We start from the raw sequence: 21,280 nt of genomic DNA, 5'->3' as shown, positions 1-21,280 counted from the left end.
GGGCCGGAGCCGACAGGTCGATGGGCTCTGTCTGAATATTTTTTCGGGGCGCAATCTGTTAGGTGGTATGGCGCCATATCGAACTCACCTATGCCAGGCCGAGCATGACCATCCGCCCGATCATTCGTTATCCCGACCCCCGGCTGGCGGTCCCGGCACAGCCCGTGACCGCGTTCGACGACGCGCTGCGCGAACTGGCGAGCGACCTGCTGGAGACCATGCGCGCCGCGCCGGGGATCGGGATCACCGCGCCGCATATCGGCATTTTGCAGCGGGTCGTGGTGCTCGACCTGGACGCCCCCGAAGGCGCGCGGACCTATGTTAATCCGGAGATCATCTGGACGTCGCCCGAGATGATCCTGCATCGGGAAGGCAGCGTCTCGATGCCCGGCGTGAACGACGAGGTAACGCGCCATGCGCGGGTCCGGATCAGCTATCACGACGTCGGCGGCAGCCTGCAGACCGAGGAATCGGACGGCCTGCGCGCGGTCTGCCACCAGCACGAGATCGACCAGTTGAACGGCATATTCTGGATCAGGCGGCTGTCCCGCCTCAAGCGGGAGCGGCTCATCAAGCGGTTTGACAAGATGTCGCGGAATTGATCTCGACCTTTAAGTTGTTGATCGCCCTCGTTAAGATTACGTCTTAACTAATAATTAAGTATGGCTTTGCCGGCACGAAAGGCAGGGCTTAGCGTTTTGGGAATGCTGCTCGGTAACCTACCAATGGGTGAGTGCCATGACCTATAGAACAACGTTTATCGCGTCTCTCAGTGCAATCGCGCTTGTCCTTGCCGCGGGCGAAGCATCTGCCGATCCGGGCGCAGCGCGCGGTGCGGCGGTTGCTCCGGCGCGTCCGGCTTTCCCGTCATTCCCCCGATCGCATCAACACCATCCCCGAGGCGGTTTCTTTCCTGCAGGCGGCGGCGTGTTCTATGATCAACCGTATGCGGTCGACGAACCGGTCGTCGTGGCTCCGCAACCCAAGACATCGGACGATCTCCGTTACACCTGCGTGTATGATATTCCCTGGGACTACGTGCATCGGTGTCCGCAGTTTCGGTAATCGTTTTCGGTCGTTCGTGCGTGGCCATGAGATCGGCTCGTAGGCGGCTTAGCTAATCCACCTTACGAGTTAGGCCCGATCTTGCGGCCCGCAACACCGGTGGCGCAGCCAAAGAAATATTTCGAGAATTCCACCTCCAGGCCGTGATGGCGCAACATGGCCGCGAGTTGGGCGGCGTTGCCGAAATTGGTGCTGTAGGTGCCGATCATCGAAAAATCCTGCGCGCCGCGAAGCAGGATGCGTTCGACGATCGGCAGCACCACCTTGAGATGAAGCAGGTATAGCGGCCGCAGCCACCATCCCTTCGGATCCGACGCCTCGATCATGGAGAACACGCCGCCCGGCTTCAGCACGCGCGCGATCAATGCGGCCAGCCGCGCATGCTGCTCGGGATTGAATGTCTTCAGGCCGAACGTGGAGATGACGAAGTCCGCGCTCTCCGGCGGCAGATCGCTTGCCAGCACGTCGTCCTCGATGAATTCGATCCGGTGGGCGCGGTGGGCGTGCAGCCGCTCGATGGCGCGGCGATGCATGCCGGAGGAGATATCGACGGCCGTGATCGCGCCGATATCTTCAAAGCGCTTCAGCAGATGCGGCCAGACCTCGCCGGTCCCCGCCATCAGATCGTAGCCGCGCGCGCTGCCAGCCTGCGGCGCCGGCATCGCCGCCACGCATTGCCGCCGCCAGCGCTCGGTGAAACCGAACGAGCAGATCAGGCTGAAGGTGATATAGCGATCCGAGCAGCGGTCAAACACGGCCTTGACGAATTTCGGGTCGTAGATGTCGCTCATTGCGGCTGCTGATGCCCCACTTCCACGCGATGATGCCGGTGTATCACAGTCATTGTCTTTCTGTGTGAGGAAGGCCGCTTGCTCCAAGGCCCGGCCGCGTACCGGTGACGCAGGCGTGCTCGACGCAGCGGCTCGCTCGAAAAATGTTTGGCTCGGCGAACATCGGCCCCACGATCTGCAACCCGATCGGCAGGCCTTCGACAAAACCGCAGGGCACCGAGGCCGCAGGCTGACGGGTGAGGTTGAACGGCCATGTCAACGGCGTCCAATCGAACCATTGGGGGAAGCGCGTAGCGTCGGGCGTGTCGACGCCGGCCGCGAACGCGGTGATGGGGACGGTCGGCGTCAGCAGGAGATCAAAATCCTGATGAAACAACTGCATCTTCTGGCTCAGCGCGCGCATCTCGGCATAGGCCGCCTGCAATTCGCTCGCGGAAATATTTTGGGCTGATATGACCAGCCGCAGCAGGCCCGGATCGAGCGCAGCCAGTTGCGCGCCGTCGAAATCACGCACCAGCGCGGCATGCGATGCGCCCCAGATTGCTTCCAGCGCCGGCTGCGTACCGGAAAGATCGAGCGAAACATTTTGCACGTCAGCACCGGCCTTCACCAGCGCGTCGATGGCCGGCTGCATGCCGGCCACGACGGCGGGATCAGCGACCGGGAAGCCGAGATCGGGCGACCATGCGATGCGCATGCCCGCTACGCCGCCGTCGAGGCCGTCGAGATAGTCGATGCCGCGAAAGGGAATGGCGAAGGAATCGCGCACGTCCGGCCGCGTCAGCACGTTCAACATCAAGGCGCTGTCGGCAACATCGCGCGACAGGCCGCCATAGACCGCCAGCGTGCCCATGGGCCCCAGGAAATTCGGCACCACGCCGTAGCTCGGCTTCAATCCGAACACGCCGCTGAACGCCGCAGGGATCCGGATGGAGCCGCCGCCATCGCCGCCGGTGGCCAGCGGCACGACGCCAGCCGCCACCAGCGCAGCCGAGCCGCCGCTGGAGCCGCCTGATGTGCGCGATGTATCCCAGGGATTGCGCGTGATGCCGGTCAGCGGGCCGTGCGTGATGCCCTTCCAGCCGAATTCGGGCGTCGTCGTCTTGCAGAAAAACACCGCGCCGGCCTCGCGCAGCCGGGCGACGCCGGGCGTATCTTCCGTGCTTGGTGCCGTTGCCGTCGAATGGGAGCCGATGCGCGTCGGCCAGCCTGCGACATGCGCCGTATCTTTGATGGCGACAGGAACGCCGTCGAGTGGCCCGAGCGGCGCGTCGCGCCGCCACCGCTCCGCCGATTCCGCGGCGAGCCGCCTACCCTGCGCGTCATCCAGCAGGCAGATGGCGTTGAGCGCCGGATTAACCGTGTGTAGCCGCGCCAGCGTGGCCTCGAGCACGTCGACCGGCGACAACTCGCCTCTCGCGAAGCGCCGCGTCATCTCGCGGGCGGACAGCCAGTTCAAATCGTCGGTCATCGCACCGGCTATTCGGCCGCTTCGCGCGCGGGGACGCCCTGCTCGACCTCGCATTGCAGGATGTCGGTGAAGCGATTGAAGGCGCCGCAGAGCGCGATGCGCCACGTCAGCTCGACGATCTGGGCCTCGGAGAAATGTTCGCGGAGTCTCGCAAAGATTTCGTCGCGCGTCTTGCTCCAGTTGTTGTTCACGGCAATGGAATATTCGACGACAAGCTTGTCGACGGCGTCGAGTTCCGGATGATCCGCGTAATCGAGCAGGCGGTCCGCGCCTTCCTCCGATACGCCCTGGATCGCCAGCTTCGGTGCATGGTGCGAGACGCAATAGTCGCACTTGTTGAGCAATGATACCGCGACCAGCGCGATCTCCAGATGTCGCTTCGACAAGGTGCCGTTGTCGGCGAGATCGACCAGCAGCGACCAGGTGTGCTTGAAGATCGGCGGCCGGTGCGCCATCACGCCCGCCTGGTTCTCGAACGCGCCATAGGTCGTCATCTTGTCCCACAGCGGCTGCAGGGCGGCCGGCAGGTCATCTTTGGTCTTGATCGATACGCGTGACATCGGTTCATCCTGAATGGTGGTCGGGTATTAAGGCGATGCTGAACCGTCACGCCGGACAAATCAATGTCTCCGATTGATGTCATTGCGCATGAAGCTCGCATGTCATCCCCGCGAAGGCGGGGATCCAGTACGCCGCGGCTTATCCGTCCAATCACTGCTGTCTCTGGAATACTGGGTCACCCGCCTTCGCGGGTGACGACGATTGAATATGACGTTGCGATCTCGCGGCATGAACTGCCCGAGGTTTGCATCTCTTTTGCCCTCTTCTGATTGAGAGGGCGCAAGGAAGACCGGGTGCTTGCTGCACCCGAGGTCCCGTGTGCGGTTTGCGCTAGCAAGAATGCACACGAGCATACAGGTACAGCGGGGGCATCCCGGCCTTCCCTGCGCAATGGCTTTACGGCTTACTTCGTGCTCTCCCCGGAGAACGGCTCTTTTGCCTCCGTCGCCAGCGAGAAGCTTCGCCTCTCCCGGACTTAGCGCCAGCACCGCGGCGCCCGAACCACACGACTTCGCCGTACGCTTCCGGCGCGTACGTCTATCGCGCCCTCAGCGTCCACCGCATCTCACCGCGCGTTCGTGACGTTCGCGAGCGCCCCTCATCCGCCGTGAGACGGGCGAAGTTGTGCGACTGATTTGGGTGAGAACGAAAGCGGAATATTTTTGATTCCCGGGCTTGACACGATTTCGGAAAATCCGAAGTGATTTGCTTCCACATCGACATTGCGAGCAGGCAGATCGAGTCCAGACCCTACGCTCTCTTCCCGGTACGTTTGGATAGCGGCGCGTTGCGCCGCTGGCGCTTGCCTCGCGCGATTTCCGTCGCTAGCGCGTCCAGCTTCGGCTCCCAAAAACTTCTGAACTGGCCAATCCATGCATCCACCGCCCGAAGACCTGCGGCATCCACCGAATAGAGTCGTCGTTGGGCGTCCGCACGGACTCTTGCAAAGCCGCTCTCCCGCAGCACCTTCAGGTGCTGCGACACCGCTGCCTGCGTGATCCCGAATTCCGAGCCGATCGCCTCCACCACCTCGCCGGACGCCATTTCGCCCGCTCCGATCAGTTCGAGGATGCGGCGGCGGACCGGATCGGAAAGGACTTCGAAGACGTGCATCAGCTTCCTGTGCCCGGGTGGGCGATATCGGGCGGCAGCTCGCCGCGATAGAACGCGATGGTACGGTCCGAGCGTTCCTTTGCCGAAGTCGGGTCGACCCCGCTCCCGACATGCGCCGCGCGCCAAAATTCTCCGCTTTGGCTCATGAAGCCCTTACCGTCAGGAGAAACCATCCATGCCTCGGCTGCCTCGTGGTCGACCGACGCTCCCGTCGCAAGATACCGCTCAAGGCCTGCGATGGCGAGGTCCCAACCGATGCCGACCGCACCGGGACCGAACTGATTCCAGTGATCCTCGATGATCGCGGTGTGCTCCAGTGTCAACCGCACCTGGCTGCGCTCCGCCGCGAGAGCGACGTCGATCCAACTCACCGCACCGCCAAATTCCCACGTGGCTGCAAAATGCGTGGGAGGCGCGCACTCCGTGATCGTCCCGCCCGCGTTCCCCTTGAGCTGGTACTTTCCGCCCAATCGAAGATCTCCCTCGACCGGCAGAAACCAGCGCGGGATGCGCTCCTTGCTGGTCAGCGCGTCCCAGAGATCATCGACGCTGGTGTCGTAAAGCCGTGTCAGCGTCACGGCGCTCGCGGCTTTCCCGTCTTTCTCGAAATTGCGCACCGAGCGCGTGACCAGCCCCAACACCCTGGCGAAGTCGATTTCCATCCTGTCCTCCCTGTTCTACGGGCAGGATGAATATCGTCTCTCACTTATATAAGTCAATACTTATAATTCACGCTGCCAGCGACGGATTTGTAGCCCGCATGAGCGCAGACATGCGGGAACAGCGGTCCCGGGTATCGCCGCGCTCACCTGGGCTACATTTCTGTCACCATCATTCCCGTTCCCCTTCGTCGAGCCCCGCAATCGCCACGCTGGGTGACAGTCCGAACATGCTGCTGAATACGCGCGAAAGATGGGCGGTATCGGCGAAACCGGCATCCATCGCTGCGGTCCGCACCAGCTCGCGCTCGGCCATTCTCAGCGCAGCATGCTGCAGCGCCGACCACAGCTTGAACCGGCGAAAGGTCAGCCCCGTCGCTGCCTTGAAGCAGCGCAGCGCCCGCGTCCGCTCCATGTCGAGGCATCGTACCAGTTCGTCTTGCGAGACCCGCCGCATGGGATCGGCCTGCATCGCCCGCACGATCTCCGCCACTTTCGCCGGAAGCGGGTCGGTTGCGAATGCGAGCCTTTCCCGCAATTCCTCTGTCGCGCAGGAATCGCCGCCGATCGATCGGCGCGCCAGCTGTTCGAAAATGCCTTTCAGCGCGACGGCCAGCGGCGCCTCGAACGGAAATGTCAGCCCGTTGAGGTAGACGACATCGGCACCTCGACCGAGCCAAACGCTGTGAACGATCCCCGGCCGGACCAGCAGGACGTCACCGGTGACGCTCCCGCCTGCATGCTCGACCGTGATCGGTCCGTCCCGCCCCGCCAGCACGGCCATCACAACATTCGGATGCGCCGCGAGGCGCGGGACCCCGATCGGCAATATCGTGCTGGTGAAAGGCGTTTCCCCGAACGGCATGGCTCCCTACTATCGGCAACTCCGTGGTTTGGCGCAAATCCTCAAGCCGCACGATATGGCGTCGGATGCATCCAGCGCATCCTAGCGCTTTATCCCGGCCCGGGCGAACGCGGCCTGCGCTTCACCACCATTCATGTAGACGTCCTTGCGCGTCACCTCGCCGCGGGAATTGACCGTCACGACATCGAGCATCTCGACCTTGGCCGTGAACGGCGCACCGCCCGGCTCCTTGAGCGCAAGAACCATTGTCCATTCGAACACCCAGTGATCGTCGCCGTAGAGCCTGCGGCCCATCTCGAACGAAAAGTCGAACTTTTCGAAGGTATCAATGCAGCGCTGCCGCAAGGCCTCGCGCCCGTGGACGGCGTCGGACCCGTCATGGACATGGAAGACCGTGTCCTCCGAATGGAGCGAGGCGATCAGGTCCGGGTTCCTGGTCTCCCAGCCGACATGATAGCGTTCGAACACATCGCGAAGCGGCGTTGCGTGTTTTGCAAGCGCTGTGGCTGTCATTGGTTTTCCTCCCTCAAGTGGGGACGAAAACTAGCGCGTGCGGACGTTTTCGCGTTGAATAAACGTGCGACCGCGGTCATTCAGTCCGTCAGGCGCGCTTCGCTATCGCCGCCGACGAATAGAGCGCCTCCTGCTCCTTGCGAACGCGAACGGCAGGCAGCGTCTCGTCGATCGCCACATCGGCCCAGGTGATGCAGGCGTCCTTGGCGACCGGCCGGACCAATCGCACATCGTGGGCGAGACCCAATGGCAGATATCCCTTTGCCAGTGACGTGCCGGCGGGCGCAAGCTTTCCGAACACGGTGTACCCGCCCTCCCCATCGAGCGTATCTCCCACCCGCAGATTCCTTTTGGCGGTCGCTGCAACGTCGGCATTGAAGCATGTTGCGACCCCCGTCGGCTCACCGCGAAGCGCAATGGCGGCGACCGAAATGCCGAGCTCCAGACCAATCAGGTGCCATTTCTTGTAGGAACTCATGTAACGACCACTCGGATCGGTCACGACATTGTACTCCTGGAAACAATTTTGGATGTACTCGCTGTCGCCTTCAAAACAAACCCAAACGCCTTTTCTGATGTCGTTCGGAATCTGGACGCCGTCGGCCGTGAGGCAGGACACGACCTCGACTTGCCCCTTGGCCTCGAGGACGCCTCCTTCGGAGCGCGGACGCATCAGCGCGGGAATGTCGTCCACTGATCCCGGTGGGAATGCAAGGCCCTGCGAGGGCGCCTGCAGCCCGGTCGCATTGGCGATCGCAGCCGACTCGATCGCCGGCTTCGATCCGTCGAGGAAGGCATTGAACATTTTTGGGTTCATGCCGCCGCGCGCCGCCTGCTCGGCGGTCAGCCCCCAGTGATCCCAGACCGTTTCGGGCGTCGATTCCCGGTATTGCGGCAGCCATTTGTGCCCGCGACCGGCTGCCACCACCGGGAAGCCGCATGCCCTCGCCCAATCGACGAGATCGCAGGCCAAGGCCGGTTGATCGCCGTAGGCAAGGCTGTAAATGACACCCGCCTGTCTCGCCTTGTGGGCCAGGATTGGTCCGCAGAACGCATCAGCCTCCACCGTCACGTTGATGATCGGCTTACCGGCCGAAAATGCCGCCAGACAGTGTTCGACCGCGGCCACCGGATTGCCGGTGCACTCGGCAATCTCGTCGACGCCGTGGAATTTGACCAGCGCTTCCCAGTCGCCGGTGAGGTGCGTCGTGCCATGCTTGAACGCATCATCGAGGGAAGCCGCGCCATACCGCTCCTCGGTCCACCCGACGCGCTTCAAGTTCTCGATCGCACGCGATGGCGACAGATCGGCGATGCCGACGATGTGCACGCCAGGTGTGCGCGGCGCCTGATGCAGGTACATCGCGCCGAACTTGCCAGCGCCGATCAATCCGACTCTGATGGGGCGCCGCTCTGCTTCGCGCGCGAGGAGTTTTGCGTAGAGGTTCACGATATCTCTCCTGGTCCGCCGGTGTTCGCACAAAGATGGTTTCATCGCCGCCGACGATCTCAACCATCTCGATACAATAAGCCTGCCAAAATCGCCACGAACATAGTATGACCCGGTGGCCCCAAGCGCATTCGCCTGCAAACAAGCGGTCGTGTCTATCGACCAACAATAAAAGGGAGGAACTGGAATGAGAAGGGTGACGGCTCTGACGCTGGTTGCATCGGCATTCAGCCTGTTGACGGCCCCGTTGGCATCAGCACAGACAGACTACCCGAACCGGGCCATCACCATGGTCGTGCCATTTGCGGCAGGCGGCGCTACCGACGTTATCGGAAGGATTGTCGCGGAAGGCATGTCCAGGCAGCTGGGCAAGCCGATCATCATCGAAAACGTGGCCGGCGCCGGCGGCACCATCGGCTCGATCCGCGTCATGAGAGCCGCGCCCGACGGTTACACGCTGCTTACCGGCCACATGGGAACCCATGCGTCGTCCTACGCGCTGTATGAGAAACGGAAATACGATCCCCGAACCGATTTCGAGCCGGTCGGCCTGATGGCCTCGGCGCCGATCGTGGTGTTCGGCCGCAAGGATCTGCCGGCGACGACATTCCAGGAATTCATCGGGCTGATGAAGGAGAAGGGCCCTGATTTCAAGGTCGGCCATTCCGGCATCGGATCCAACGCTCACCTCACCTGCACCCTGCTGAATGCGCTGGTCGGAACCAAGCCCACCGAAATCCCCTACCGTGGCAACGGCCCGCTCATGAACGATCTGCTCGGCGGAGCCATCGACTATTCGTGCGACCAGGTGATTACCGTCGCCCCGCAAGTCTCGTCCGGCACGATCAAGGCGTTCGTCGTCGCCTCTCCGCAGCGCTCGAAGGTGCTTCCGGACACCGCCACGTCAGAAGAAAGCGGCCTGAAAGCCTATCAGGCCGATGCATGGACGGCGTTGTTCTCGCCGAAGGGATTGCCAGACGACATCATGACGAAGATCCATGCTGCCTATGCGAAAGCGATGGCTGACCCGGACACGATCAGCCGGCTCGAGAAGCTTGGCGCCGTGGCGCCCGCGCCCGAGCAGCAGTCGCGGGCCTATCTTAGGAACCTTGTTGCGGGCGATGTCGATCGATGGACCAAGGTGATTACGGACGCAAAGATCAGCATTGCGGATTGATGCGAACGTTATTTCGTAGCCCGCATGAGCGTTAGCGATATGCGGGGGCAGTCCCCGGGGTCGCTTCGCTCGCCCGGGCTACGACTCCCGATCAGCCGGGATGAAACGGAGCGTGCCGGCGCGACGCGTTGGCTTGCCGGTGTCGTTCGTATGATTGACGCCATCGGTGACCGGCACCTCGGGAAAATCGAACGGGCTTACCCCGTCGAGGCAAGCCACGTTGACGGCATAGGAATTCTGGTTCGATCGCCGTTGATGATGGGTGTAGATTCCGCAGCAGGAACAGAAGAAGTGCTGCGCCGCTCCGGTGTGGAAGCGGTAGGTCGTCAACGCGTCCTTGCCCTGCAGGATCTTGACCCCGCCCATTTCGGCCATGACGACGACGGCGCCCCGCATCCGGCAGTAGGAGCAGGTGCAGCGGAGGATCGAGTTGAAGCCGTCGCTCAGCGTCGCCTCGAAACGCACCGCGCCGCAATGGCACTGGCCAGCCCGCACTTTTTTGCCGTCCACCATGTCGCCTGTGTCTCCCGTTCAAGAGCCGCTCTCGCGGGCACTCTATACAGCTCGAGGCTTCGCATATACAGCGGGGTCCGTAGCCCGCATGAGCGTAGCGATATGCGGGAGCAGCGGTCCAGGGTGTCGCTGCGCTCACCCGGGCTACGGCTGGCTGCCTCACCGCCAACCTGCTGGAGACCGTGCCCGCCGCGGGGCTTAATAAGCGGAACCCAGACAACGCCCAGATCTTTCCGCCTCCCGGGCACATGAAAAAAATTCGGTGGTGATGTCGGGACGCCGGTCGTTCGAACGTCCTTTGCCGGAGCCAGCCGTCATCGCCGCCCTGCGCGGCTAATCAAGGAGAGGCCCGGATGAGCAAGAACACGATCTGCCTTTGGTATAATCGCGACGCCGAAGAAGCCGCACAGTTTTACGCAAAGACGTTTCCGAACAGCAGCGTCGATTCTATTCATAAAGCACCATCCGACTTTCCCGGCGGCAAGGCTGGCCAGGTTTTGACGGTGCAGTTCACCGTGTGCGGCGTGCCGTGCATGGGCCTCAACGGCGGTGACATGTTCAAGCAAAGCGAGGCCTTCTCGTTTCAGATCGCGACCGACGACCAGGCAGAAACCGACCGTTACTGGAACGCGATCGTCGGCAATGGCGGCGTCGAGAGCGCCTGCGGCTGGTGCAAGGACAAATGGGGCCTTTCGTGGCAGATCACCCCGCGCGTGCTGACCGACGCGATGGCCAAGGGCGGCGACGTCGCCAGGCGCGCCTTCGAGGCGATGATGCCGATGGGGAAGATCGACGTCGCGAAGATCGAGGCCGCGGTGCGAGGCTAAGACGAAGCGGGCGTCAGGGATCGTAGCCCGCATGAGCGCAAGCGATATGCGGGAACAGCGGTCCCGAGGTCTCTCCGCTCGCCCGGGCTACGGAGCCGGGCATCAGCCGCCCGCCATCAGATCCTTCGCCAGCGCCATGTAAGCCGGCAGCGTCACGGGGTCGTTGGCAACGTTGCCGGCGGCCGGGTGCGAGGCGTAGCGGGCGATCACCATCTCGGCTTTCGGATCGACATAGATGCCCTGCCCGTGAACGCCGCGCGCCATGAAGGCGCCGTGTGCGTTGTGCGTGACCCACCATTGATTGCGGTATGACGCGCCGGGCAATGTCGTGTAGCCGGCCGGCTTGAATTTTGCGGGATCGCCGCCGCGCGCGATGTCCTCGACGACCTGGGACGGCACGATCTGGCGGCCGTTGAAGCGGCCGTGATTGCGGATCGTCTCGCCGAAGCGGGCGAGATCGCGCAACGTGGTCGACAGGCCGCCGCCGCCGCTTTCGGTGCCGATGCGGTCGACATGATAATGCGCGTCCTCCTCCGCACCCATCGGAATCCAGATGCGCTCCGAGAGCAGATCGGACAGCGTCATGCCGCTCGCGCGCCGGCAGATAAAGGCCAGCACGTCGGAGTTGACGGTCTTGTAGGCAAAGGCCTTGCCGTGCTCGCCCTGCTTCTTCTGCGCGCACAGGAAATCGAAAATGTTGGTGGCGCCCTCATAGCCGGGCTCGATCGGCGCCATGCCGTTCGCCCGCCGCAGGCCAAACACGCCGGAATTCTTGTCGGTATAAACTTCCGTGTATTCGAGGCCCGTCGTCATATCCATCGCCTCGTGCACGCGCGCATCGCCGAACGCGCTGGCCTTCAGCTCGGGGACATAGTCGGTGACCGGCGCCTGCGGATCGATCTTGCCCTCCGCCACCAAGATGCCCGCGAGCGCGCCGGTGAACGATTTCGTCACCGACATCGAGATATGCGACTTGTGCGGCTTCAGCGCGCCGAAATAGCGCTCGTAGATCAGCTTGCCCCGGTGCAGCACGGCGATGCCGTCGGCATAGGTTTCCTCGAGCATGCGCGCAAACGTCATCGGCCGCCCGTCCATGGTGACCGACGCGGACGCACCGATATCGTGCTCCTGGCGCGGCAGCGCCGACGCGGGCCCTGCCCCGCGCCAGACATTCACGGTCGGCACGAGCTGGCGGATATTGCTCCAGGCCCAACGCAATTCGGGGAAGCTGCGGAACGAGCCGTTGTGGAAGGTGATGGTCTTGTCCGGCGGCGGCGGAAAGCCTTGCATGAAGCCGAGTGCTTCAGGATCGGTCTCGGCGGCCGTCGGAGTGACGGTCTGGCTGGCTGCGGTCGCGACGGACATGAAGGCGGGCTCCGGAGGGACGATTGCGGGAGTCGTAACATGCCGGCATGCAGTGCGCAGCCGGCGTTTGAGCGGGGGTGACCGGCGCGGCGAGCAGAGTTTGTAGCTCGCATTAGTGCAGCTATATGCGGCAGCGAGATGACGAGACGGCCTGGACGTCAGCCTGGTCGAGATCAATCGGCGACTTCTGCTTCCAGAACGTCCTCTTGCTTGCCGTCGTCGCCGGAGCGGCGAACTGCCCGGTAACGGCCAGGCGACAGGCCGTGATGTCGAAGGAACACCTTCGAAAATGCGGCCACGGTCTCGTAGCCGACACGGGTCGCGATCCGCGCAATCCCATCGTCGCTTGATTCGAGCAGAAACGCAGCCTCCTCCATCCGGCGGACGATCAGGTAGCGGTACATGGACTGGCCGACGAGCTTGGTGAAGCGGGCCGAAAACGCCGAGCGACCCAGCCCCACGCGCTGCCCGAGGTCGTCGAGCGTCCATGGCCGGTCCGGCTGTTCGTGGATCAACTGAAGCGCCGGTCCGATGTGCGGGTCCGCCATCGCCCCAAGCCATCCGCCTTCTCCGGGACCGAGAGACTTGATCCAGCTTCGCAACACCTCGACGAAGAGCACTTCCGTCAGTCGTGAAAGCGCGACGCCCTGGCCGGGACGCTCACGCGCCGACTCGCTCACCATGCGTCGCAGAATCGCCTCGAGCCACTCACCTTCCTCCGTCGGCTTCAGGAGAAGCACGGGCGGAAGTAATTCTAACACGCTACCGCGCGAGGGCCGCGCTACAGTGAACTTGCCGCAGATCATTGTCGAATACGGCTGCGCGCTACCGCCGTGACGGACGACGCCAAGATGCGCGGACGACCGATCGAGGTCGAGAACCGAAAATGGTTTTGTCCGGCGATCCGAATAAATCTCATGGGGCTCGCCGCGTGAGATGACAACAAAATCGCCCGGGCTCATGCGGAGTTCTCGCCCCTGTTCGAATCCGAGGGTCGCTGAGGCTGAGCCACGACTAAGATAATGGAACAGGGCGTAGGGGCGTTGTGGCAACGCCAAGCTCCAGGGATGCCCGAGTTCGAAGTGGAAGAGCAGAGTCCCGCCGAGGCGAACGCGGTCGAGTACTTCGGCGAGGATGTCCATAGCGATGATCCTAATCCCGCGGACGATCCGACACAATACTTGGACGATTGAGCTCTACTGACCGAGAAGCCTTCTTATTACCTCCTGCCGAAGCGCGGACGCATCGTGCGGTCGTCCATTTTTCAAAGCGGCAGATGGAAAACCGCAACTTTGCTGAAGCGCCCGCCCATCCCCCGACCTCGCGTCGTCCGTTATCAAACAGGAGCTATCAATGCTAAATTTTCTCCTCTCAACCGTTGCCGCCGTCATGGCCGGCGCGGCATTTGCCGCGCCCGCCCAGTCGGCTGAACTGCCCAAGGGGGCGGCTCACAATATCGTCCTCGTCCATGGCGCTTTCGTCGACCAGACGAGCTGGAAGCCCGTTGCCGACATCCTCACGAAGAAGGGCTACAACGTCACGCTCGTCGAAAATCCGCTCACCTCCCTGACCGCTGACGTCGATGCCACCAAACAAGCGCTGGCGAAGCAGAATGGCAAGACCGTTCTCGTCGGCCACTCCTGGGGCGGCGTGGTCATCACGGAAGCCGGCAACGATCCCAAGGTCTCGGCGCTCGTCTACGTCTCCGCTTTCGCGCCTGACGTGGGACAATCTCTGGCGGCCCTCGCCAACAGCGGCCCGCCAACCGAGGGCTCAGCGGCGATTCATCCTGACGCCAAGGGCAACCTCTACATCGATCCCAAGGTGTTTCCTTCGGCTGTCGCGGCTGACCTTCCCCCGCAGATCGCCGAATCTCTGGCAAACCACCAGCTTCCGTTGAACCACGTGGCGTTCGAGGCACCGGTCGATACGGCTGCCTGGCGCGACAAACCGACGTTCTACGTGATCACCACCAAGGACAAGGTGATCGCCCCCGAGGCGCAGAAATTTTTCGCCGACGCGATGAAGGCCGAGATAACCGAAGTCGCCGGGAGCCATGCTTCGCTCGTCGTTCATGCGAAAGAAGTCGCCGCGACGATTGAAAAGGCCGCGCTTGCGAAGTGACGCTACCGCTCCCGGCGCTTTTGCGCCGGGAGCGCACGCTCACGAGAATACAGAACGCATGGCACCGCGACTGTCGCAAACGCAGCCAAGACCGCAAATCGGCAGCCCATGTCGATGAAGGTTTCGGTTGCCACGCCACACCGGTCCCCCCACTTGACCATTTCCTGCCAAGCATCCGGAGGATGACATGACTGAACTCGACATCTTGAGTAAGGGCGCTACCACGCTTGAAACGGCACCCACCCGTTACATCGAAGGCCGCGGAATCCGCTTCGCCTATCGCCACCTCGGCCCGTCCACCGGGACGCCGCTGGTTCTCCTGCAGCACTTCTCGGGCAACATCGATGCGTGGGATCCCGCCGTCGTCAACGCCCTCGCCGCCGATCGCCCTGTCATCGTCTTCGACAACACCGGGGTCGGCCGCTCGACCGGTCAAACGCCCGACAATGTTGCAGCGATGGCCCAAGACGCGGTCACCTTCATCAACCTGCTTGGCCTTTCCGAAGTCGACCTGCTGGGCTTTTCTCTCGGCGGCTTCGTCGCCCAGCAGATCGCCGCCGAGCACGGACGGCTGGTCCGCAAGCTGATCCTCGTCGGCACCGCGCCGAAAGGCGGAGAGGAACACCTGTTGGCGGTTCTCCAGGAGGCGTTTTCCCAAACCGATGCGCCGGACCCCCGCCTGCCGCTGTTCTTCACGAAGTCCTCCGCCAGCCAGTCGTCCGGCCTGGCCTTCCTGAAGCGGGCGAAGGTGCGTAAGGACGATCGAGACACCGATAACGGCAGCGCGGTAACCGATCCGCAGGCCAAGGCGCTGATCACCTGGTGCGCCACACCCGATCCGGAGCACGCCATGCTGCGCGCCATTCGTCAGCCCACGCTTGTGGTCAGCGGTAGCAACGACACCATGCTGCCCGCGAACAACGCCTACGCGATGTTCAAAGAACTCAGCAATGCTCAGCTGGTGCTTTATCCCGATTCAGGGCACGGCGCCCTGTTTCAGCACCACGACACGTTCGTCAGCCACGTCCGGACCTTCCTGGACGCCTAACCGGCGGCTGCATGATCCTCGACGCGTTCCGACGCGATCAGACGCACCTATCCCTGTGAGTTGTTAAGGAGAACAAGATGACAATCGCAAAAGTCGAGATAGAACGTTTCAGCCTCACGAGCTCAAAACCATTCGAGGCTATTGTAGCCGCGCTCAAGGCGGCGGTCGGTCAGCCTGACATGGTCGAATTTTTCAGAACGACGAGGGCGACAAATTCCTTCCCGGATTTGGAACGCATTGTCCAGAGCGGCCTCGGCCGCACGGGCCTCATGCTCTTCGCCGAATTCGACCTGGGCGACATTCTGCGTCGCGAGTCTGGATCCAAGACGCCCAAGATCATACGGCTTGTGATGGGCAATCCACTCATCATGAAAGAGATGGTCAAGCACGTTCCCGATGCTGGATCTTACGCTCCAGTCACAGTCCTCATCGATGAACGTTCCGATGGCGTGCATGTCTCCTACGACAGAATGGAGAGTTATCTGCTGCCTTATGGCAACGCGGCAGCGCTTGCCGTTGCCCGAAGTCTCGATGAGAAAATCACAACCTTACTGCGCGAATGTACAGGCTAAAGCGTCCTGATGCCGTTTTCGGCCGATGGAAGCGAGCATCCCGTGCCGCAATCGCGCAACGCGACAGACGCTGTCCCGACGAGAGCCGGACGAATAAACCTGGAAGGGAATTCCTTCATGCACAAGATACTTCTTGCCACCCTCACCGCCACGGCTCTTTCCATCAGCGCTGTCGCGGCTGCTCCCGCCGTCAGCAAGGAGCCGCTGGATGCTGCGACCCTTGTCACGATCAAATCGAAGTTCCGCAGACTCATGAAATTGGCCAACAACCACGATTTCAAGGCTCTGCACGATATGTTCTGGCAATCGCCTTCGACCCTGCTGGTGGCGAAGAGCGCAATCCCGTCCGAGGGAAACTGGGCCGGCTTTTGGGGCAACGAGGCAATTGATCAAAAGCTGCATGATATCGGCAGCTCCGGTCCGGTCGTGCTCGAGCCGGATTATTCCAAGCTCAGGGTCGTCGGCCTGACGCGCGACGTCGCGGAGTCCTACGTGCCGATGAACATCACGGTCTCATATGCCGGGCAGGATGGAACAGCCAGGCCGTTTTTGATGATCATCAACTGGCTTCGCGTCGGGAAGGACTGGAAGATCGCTTCCGAAATCATTCTACCGGTGCCGCCGGCGCCGGCCGCGAAGGGTTAGGCGCCGCAAGCCTCAACTGTTCGGCACCGACCGCCTCGCGTTCCTCCGTACCGAACGCAACGCGCCGGGACCGTCTTCACGCAGCTGAGGGACGCGCCCCTAATCGTGCGCATGCCACCACCTCGCGGTGTTCGACGATCTTCGGAGATACGTTGGATGCAAAGTATATCCCTCGATGAGGAGCCTGCATGCAGGTCGCAAAATGGGGAACGGGACATGTCGAGCGTTCTGTTGCGGGTACGGCCGATCACTGCGCCGGAACCGGGACGATGGCTGAAATGCGCCAGCCTTCGGCAGTCCGGATCGCGATTTCGTTGACCAGAAAGTTGTACGTCGCGCTCTCCTCGCCGGCTGCGCCGACGGTTATGCGCGTCGGCGCGTAGATGTGGGCAGTGTCCGGTCCGAGGGGAAGGATACGAATCTCGTCCTCGTCGGGCTCAAAGCGCCAGGTGCCCTTGAACACGGTGCGGAAATGATCGATGACCGCCTCGCGACCCCAGAAGCGATAGGCCCGGGCAACAAAGTTCACTGGATCTGGCTGTCCAGGCGGGGTACGGGCCAGCACGGATTCGATTACCCGGATGTCCTGGGCGGTTTCGCCTGCAGCCTGCCGCAGAAAGAGATTGCGGATCTCTTCGATGTCCGCGGCGCTGATAGATATCGGATCCGGTTTGTCGATCATGCCTACATTCCTAAATTGGATGAGCTGGTCTGCCAGGTCAGCTTGAGTGAAAGGCCTGGCCGCCCAGATCCACGCGGTGGGAATGCGCCGCTGTCCCGCCTATATAGTCAGTGAGTTTCCCTCACTCCCACTCGATCGTCCCCGGCGACTTGCTCGTGACGTCATACACCACGCGGTTCACTCCCTTTACCTCGTTGATCCGTGTGGCGCCACGACGTATTCGTAAGTTCTGCCGTCACCCATCACGCCGACGGTCTTCACCGGCAGCAGCACGGCAAAGGCTGCCGGCATGTAGGGCGGGTTAGCGATAGCGTAACCCGCCGATCTTGCTTGCTATTGCTTTGCCCCACGGGATGCCTTTCTCGCGGCTCTACGCGCAGACCAACGCGCGCGCAGCCGCTTCACGGCGCGAACCGTCATGGGGGCAACCACTTGCAACGCTATGGAAGCCGCCCCAGCGACCAGCCCTTTGAACAGATCGAATGCCAGATCGGGCCCAAAATACCACATGACCCCGCGTCCTTTGTCGCAGGGGCACCGCCGGGCGGCGTTGGGCATAAAATGAAAATGGAAAAGCCCCGTCCGTCACCGGCGGGGCCCCAGAAAAAATCCCTGTACGCAATTGTCAGCGCACGCGAAATATCCTTGGTTCACCCGCTCAAGGTGGACTGAAGAATGCAAAGCTGCCACATCGTGGTGGCCGTGCGATTGAAAACGCGCATGACGGAACTCCTGAAACGAAAGTGAGCTGCCCGTGGCGAAGCTGCCTCTGCCGACGGGCCAGCGTCGGATCTATACAACCAAGCCGATCGGGTGTCTGTACGCTATTTCACAATTGGAGGCACGAGAGATGCGTCGAGTTGGCCGGGCTCGTACGGCGGTCAGGGGCAGCGGCTAGAACGGCAGAATAGTAAGACTTCAGTCTCCGTCTCTCCGCCGCTCACAAGATTTCCTCTGGGCAAGTTAAGCTACAGCTTAGGCCCCTCGACCTGTCGATACCGATCGCGAAGATGAATCGTCGTCTGATCGATACTGGGATAAACGGTTGTGGCGTTAATATTAATTCGATCTAGCTGGGCGAGGATGTCTGCCTTATTGACGATCGTTACCCGCGCAATCTCAATGCCTTCCTGGCCAGATTCAGGCAATACGGCCTCATGACCAAAGAGCAAAAATGCTCCCGACTGTGATTTGATCCGCGTGTTGGTTCGTTTTGCTTTCACGCAAACAATTGACCCGAGATCGTCCGGAACGATCCGCGCTTCAAAAAAACCCTTTTCTGACTTGATATGGTGCAACAGCTTCTGAACGATGTTAGTTTGGTTGAACGCTTCGATGCTTAGGTTCAGGTCGATATCGTTCTTCTGTTCGTAAGTTAGGTTAGAGAGATTTGCCAGACAGCTGACGGTATTAGAATCGAAGTACTTTACTTTGTCTGACGACACCCGAAAGACGATCACTTCGCCGCCGACATTCACCAGGTCCGGCGCGCTGTTGCAGGCGAAAAACAGCGCAATCAATGGGTTTCCTGAAATATCGAGAAGACGAGTTGGTAGACCGTAGTGCTGCATACGGACTAGACGATCAAAGCAGAATTGATCATCTTGGAACTCGTCATAGTGAGCAATAAGCAACTCTTTGCAGAGTCGATCCTCGTTCGGCATGAACTGCCAAGCGCCCTCCGTCGATTTCCGTAGCAACGATGGCGTCAGTTCGAACCGCTCATCCTCATGCCCCCGAAAGAAAGTTTCTGTCGCTGCCTTGGCGGGCCAGCCATATAGCGTCGCCTTTTCGAACTGCCCAGTGCGTGCGGTAGAGCTGAAATCCGTCGGCTTCGAAAATGTCCCGAGCTTGCTCAACTGAAGCAAATTTGACCTCGCCGAAATCTGTTAGGGTCCTGAAGGTGGTTGCGACTTCCTTCCGATCAGGTCTCGTATTCTCTATGAGCCCGTATTTGATCACCATTGAGGGTGCGTCACCCGAGCGATCAATTTCGCTACAGAGAAAGGTTGGCAACTTCTCCAAGAACGCGATCGACTTCGGACCGAGGTTCTCGAGCCGCTTCCCAATGTCGGTAGGCGTATACTCGAACATGCGCCCCCGCGGCATTTCGATAACTGCCGCTTCGACGTAGTCGCTATTTCCGAAGGCGATGTAATTGAAGTTTTTTGACACGGTCTTTGTCCTGCCCAAACTCACAACCGGAGAGCGACGCGGCTGAAATGCTCGCCTTGGTAGAGCAGCAACTGAGATAAACGCAAGTCTAAGACGCGCAGTAATCGCTCGATGGGTGCGGGTCAGGAGTTCCGAGACTTAGGGCTCGACACTGTACGTTGCTACTCCCACTCAATTATTCGGGACGACACTACCGCGTTGATTTGCAAGTGCAAATTTCGAAGCCGGCGGACAAATCCCGACGGTATAACCGCTCTAACCTTTTGTTATTGAATTCACAGGAAAATTCATCGCCCTCGGCGGAACGCTTTTTTCGGTAAGTATCGGAGTCAATTGGTCAGTGAGTGGGCATGCTTCTGCCCAGACGGGCCACGGCCACACTCACACAGCTTCGCTTCCGATACCGTCAATGGCTGAAAACCCCTTGGCTTATCCTTGCTCAGTGACAGATGAGTGCGGGTTTCGTTGTAATAGTTCATCTACGAAAGTAGTGCATGACGTAAATGGCGCTCGCCGAACTGATCGACGCATTCCCTGCGGATCGAGCCGATCAGCCTTTCTGCGTATGCGTTTTGCCATGGCGAACGAGCTGCCGTCGGTTGATCCCGAATGCTCATGGATCGCAAGCGTCGGGTGAATACCTCGCCATAAGCTCCGTCGCGATCCCGGATCATATAGCGAGGGATTTGCTCCCAGCCACAAGCCTGGGTCAGCTGATTGGCGATCCATTCGGCCGTTGGGTGCGCGGTGACCCCAAACCACAAGATTTGCCGCCGGCCGTGTGCCATAATCAGCAGGCAATAGAGCAGCCGGAACGAGATTGTCGGCACCACGAACAAGTCCATCGCGGCGATGCCATCAGCATGATTACGAAGGAACGTTTTCCATCCCTGCGAGGGAGGCCCCCTCCTCCGCGCCATATATTTGGCCACGCTAGTCTGACTGACATCGATGCCCAACTTGAGCAATTCACCGTGAATCCTCGGTGTGCCCCATAGTGGGTTTTTGATGCTCATCTGGCGGATCAGGTCGCGAACTTCCAACGGCACGATTGGCCGACCGCAGCGGCGTCTCGACTTCCAGCGCCAGTACAATCTGAAACCTGTCCGATGCCAACGGATCACGGTGTCAGGCCGCACTATCGCCAAGGCATCATAGGCACTGGGGAATAATCGGCAGACGCCCGCCAATATCAGTCTATCAATCGGGATGAAGGGAGGCTTCTTGGGGCAGATCCGCCGCAGTACGTTGACTTGCTGCCTCAGCACCAGCAGTTCAGCTTCAGGCGCAGTTCGCGACCGAAAAGGTCGCCGATGAGCAGACAAATGAACCTGAATAGATCCGGCATCGCGCGACAGCATCGCCCGATTCCCAATCAACGCCAACCGGATTGAATTTGCGATAGGGACAGGCAAATCTCGCGGCGGAAGCTTTCGTTCCACCAACCGACCATGCAGCTCAATCCCGGTCATTCGCGGCATATGGACGTCCACGATCAGGCAGGAGGTATTGCGAACATTCGGGCAGGACAAAAAAGCCAGCGCGGATGGGAAGGCCTCGACCGTGAACCCCCGCGATTTCATCAGACCCGCTATAGCCTCGCGAAAGTCCTCATCATCATCGATGATCGAGATCAGGCCCTCCGTAGGCAATTCGGCCTCCTG

Annotated in this window: 22 protein-coding genes and 1 pseudogene; 7 read left to right on the top strand and 16 right to left on the bottom strand. The window is 61.1% G+C overall.

Annotated features, from left to right (window positions below; all coding sequences use genetic code 11):
* The first annotated feature begins 104 nt into the window (after nt 1–104).
* Nucleotides 105–602 carry a peptide deformylase gene (locus ACPPVP_RS20185; protein WP_426537388.1) on the top strand — a complete coding sequence of 166 codons (498 nt, stop codon included), beginning with the start codon at nt 105–107 and terminating at the stop codon, nt 600–602.
* Nucleotides 603–1,127: 525 nt separating this feature from the next.
* Here the strand turns inward: ACPPVP_RS20185 and ACPPVP_RS20180 are convergent.
* The 8 genes from ACPPVP_RS20180 to ACPPVP_RS20145 form a co-directional block, all read right to left on the bottom strand.
* A complete protein-coding gene (locus tag ACPPVP_RS20180) occupies nt 1,128–1,856 on the bottom strand; it encodes a class I SAM-dependent methyltransferase (protein WP_426537386.1) in 729 nt (242 codons plus the stop codon).
* 49 nt (nt 1,857–1,905) lie between these two features.
* Nucleotides 1,906–3,327, bottom strand: coding sequence for an amidase (locus ACPPVP_RS20175; RefSeq protein ID WP_426537384.1), 1,422 nt, complete (start codon nt 3,325–3,327; stop codon nt 1,906–1,908).
* Between the two features lie 8 nt (nt 3,328–3,335).
* A complete protein-coding gene (locus tag ACPPVP_RS20170; RefSeq protein WP_426537382.1) occupies nt 3,336–3,887 on the bottom strand; it encodes a carboxymuconolactone decarboxylase family protein in 552 nt (183 codons plus the stop codon).
* 751 nt (nt 3,888–4,638) lie between these two features.
* Nucleotides 4,639–5,001 carry an ArsR/SmtB family transcription factor gene (locus tag ACPPVP_RS20165; RefSeq protein ID WP_426537380.1) on the bottom strand — a complete coding sequence of 121 codons (363 nt, stop codon included), beginning with the start codon at nt 4,999–5,001 and terminating at the stop codon, nt 4,639–4,641.
* Nucleotides 5,001–5,663 carry an SRPBCC family protein gene (locus ACPPVP_RS20160; RefSeq protein ID WP_426537378.1) on the bottom strand — a complete coding sequence of 221 codons (663 nt, stop codon included), beginning with the start codon at nt 5,661–5,663 and terminating at the stop codon, nt 5,001–5,003. The genes ACPPVP_RS20165 and ACPPVP_RS20160 overlap by 1 nt, the downstream gene beginning before the upstream one ends.
* Before the next feature lie 169 nt (nt 5,664–5,832).
* Nucleotides 5,833–6,525, bottom strand: a complete 693-nt coding sequence (locus tag ACPPVP_RS20155) for a helix-turn-helix domain-containing protein (protein WP_426537376.1) — start codon at nt 6,523–6,525, stop codon at nt 5,833–5,835.
* A gap of 81 nt (nt 6,526–6,606) precedes the next feature.
* Nucleotides 6,607–7,038 carry a nuclear transport factor 2 family protein gene (locus tag ACPPVP_RS20150; protein ID WP_426537374.1) on the bottom strand — a complete coding sequence of 144 codons (432 nt, stop codon included), beginning with the start codon at nt 7,036–7,038 and terminating at the stop codon, nt 6,607–6,609.
* An 88-nt stretch (nt 7,039–7,126) separates the two neighbouring features.
* On the bottom strand, nt 7,127–8,488 hold the full coding sequence (locus tag ACPPVP_RS20145; RefSeq protein ID WP_426537372.1) for an NAD(P)H-dependent oxidoreductase: 1,362 nt from the start codon (nt 8,486–8,488) through the stop codon (nt 7,127–7,129).
* Nucleotides 8,489–8,675: 187 nt separating this feature from the next.
* On the opposite strand from ACPPVP_RS20145, the gene ACPPVP_RS20140 reads away from it, so the two are divergent.
* A complete protein-coding gene (locus ACPPVP_RS20140; RefSeq protein WP_426537370.1) occupies nt 8,676–9,665 on the top strand; it encodes a tripartite tricarboxylate transporter substrate-binding protein in 990 nt (329 codons plus the stop codon).
* 78 nt (nt 9,666–9,743) lie between these two features.
* Here the strand turns inward: ACPPVP_RS20140 and ACPPVP_RS20135 are convergent, their stop codons facing one another.
* Entirely contained in the window at nt 9,744–10,178 is a 435-nt protein-coding gene (locus ACPPVP_RS20135) for a GFA family protein (RefSeq protein ID WP_426537368.1), read from the bottom strand.
* 353 nt (nt 10,179–10,531) lie between these two features.
* Here ACPPVP_RS20135 and ACPPVP_RS20130 point away from each other — a divergent pair, with 353 nt between their 5' ends.
* Nucleotides 10,532–11,005 carry a VOC family protein gene (locus ACPPVP_RS20130; RefSeq protein ID WP_426537366.1) on the top strand — a complete coding sequence of 158 codons (474 nt, stop codon included), beginning with the start codon at nt 10,532–10,534 and terminating at the stop codon, nt 11,003–11,005.
* A gap of 102 nt (nt 11,006–11,107) precedes the next feature.
* Here ACPPVP_RS20130 and ACPPVP_RS20125 read toward each other — a convergent pair whose 3' ends face one another.
* Together ACPPVP_RS20125 and ACPPVP_RS20120 are read right to left on the bottom strand one after the other, a co-directional pair.
* Complete coding sequence (locus ACPPVP_RS20125) at nt 11,108–12,370, bottom strand: serine hydrolase domain-containing protein (protein WP_426537364.1); 1,263 nt, start codon at nt 12,368–12,370, stop codon at nt 11,108–11,110.
* Between the two features lie 173 nt (nt 12,371–12,543).
* Entirely contained in the window at nt 12,544–13,512 is a 969-nt protein-coding gene (locus tag ACPPVP_RS20120; RefSeq protein WP_426537362.1) for a cupin domain-containing protein, read from the bottom strand.
* Between the two features lie 211 nt (nt 13,513–13,723).
* Between ACPPVP_RS20120 and ACPPVP_RS20115 the strand changes: the two genes are divergently transcribed.
* The 4 genes from ACPPVP_RS20115 to ACPPVP_RS20100 all read left to right on the top strand — a co-directional run bounded on the left by ACPPVP_RS20115 (nt 13,724) and on the right by ACPPVP_RS20100 (nt 16,759).
* On the top strand, nt 13,724–14,494 hold the full coding sequence (locus ACPPVP_RS20115) for an alpha/beta hydrolase (RefSeq protein WP_426537360.1): 771 nt from the start codon (nt 13,724–13,726) through the stop codon (nt 14,492–14,494).
* Between the two features lie 187 nt (nt 14,495–14,681).
* Nucleotides 14,682–15,542, top strand: coding sequence for an alpha/beta fold hydrolase (locus tag ACPPVP_RS20110; protein ID WP_426537358.1), 861 nt, complete (start codon nt 14,682–14,684; stop codon nt 15,540–15,542).
* A gap of 77 nt (nt 15,543–15,619) precedes the next feature.
* Entirely contained in the window at nt 15,620–16,114 is a 495-nt protein-coding gene (locus tag ACPPVP_RS20105) for a DUF302 domain-containing protein (RefSeq protein ID WP_426537356.1), read from the top strand.
* Between the two features lie 117 nt (nt 16,115–16,231).
* Complete coding sequence (locus ACPPVP_RS20100) at nt 16,232–16,759, top strand: hypothetical protein (RefSeq protein ID WP_426537354.1); 528 nt, start codon at nt 16,232–16,234, stop codon at nt 16,757–16,759.
* Nucleotides 16,760–17,006: 247 nt separating this feature from the next.
* On the opposite strand, the gene ACPPVP_RS20095 is transcribed toward ACPPVP_RS20100, so the two are convergent.
* From ACPPVP_RS20095 to ACPPVP_RS20075, 5 genes and pseudogenes are all read right to left on the bottom strand, one after another.
* On the bottom strand, nt 17,007–17,441 hold the full coding sequence (locus tag ACPPVP_RS20095) for a YybH family protein (RefSeq protein ID WP_426537352.1): 435 nt from the start codon (nt 17,439–17,441) through the stop codon (nt 17,007–17,009).
* A 121-nt stretch (nt 17,442–17,562) separates the two neighbouring features.
* A pseudogene (locus ACPPVP_RS20090) lies at nt 17,563–17,723 on the bottom strand (glutamine-hydrolyzing GMP synthase); the annotation flags it as partial.
* Nucleotides 17,724–18,409: 686 nt separating this feature from the next.
* On the bottom strand, nt 18,410–19,141 hold the full coding sequence (locus tag ACPPVP_RS20085; protein ID WP_426537959.1) for an FRG domain-containing protein: 732 nt from the start codon (nt 19,139–19,141) through the stop codon (nt 18,410–18,412).
* A gap of 28 nt (nt 19,142–19,169) precedes the next feature.
* Entirely contained in the window at nt 19,170–19,616 is a 447-nt protein-coding gene (locus ACPPVP_RS20080) for a hypothetical protein (RefSeq protein ID WP_426538459.1), read from the bottom strand.
* 479 nt (nt 19,617–20,095) lie between these two features.
* Nucleotides 20,096–21,268, bottom strand: a complete 1,173-nt coding sequence (locus ACPPVP_RS20075; protein WP_426537350.1) for a response regulator — start codon at nt 21,266–21,268, stop codon at nt 20,096–20,098.
* Nucleotides 21,269–21,280 lie beyond the last annotated feature (12 nt).

The sequence above is a fragment of the Bradyrhizobium sp. McL0615 genome, from assembly GCF_049993905.1.
GTDB lineage: Bacteria > Pseudomonadota > Alphaproteobacteria > Rhizobiales > Xanthobacteraceae > Bradyrhizobium.
Note: the sequence above shows the minus strand (reverse complement) of the source record. Positions and strands in the feature narration are given on the sequence as shown.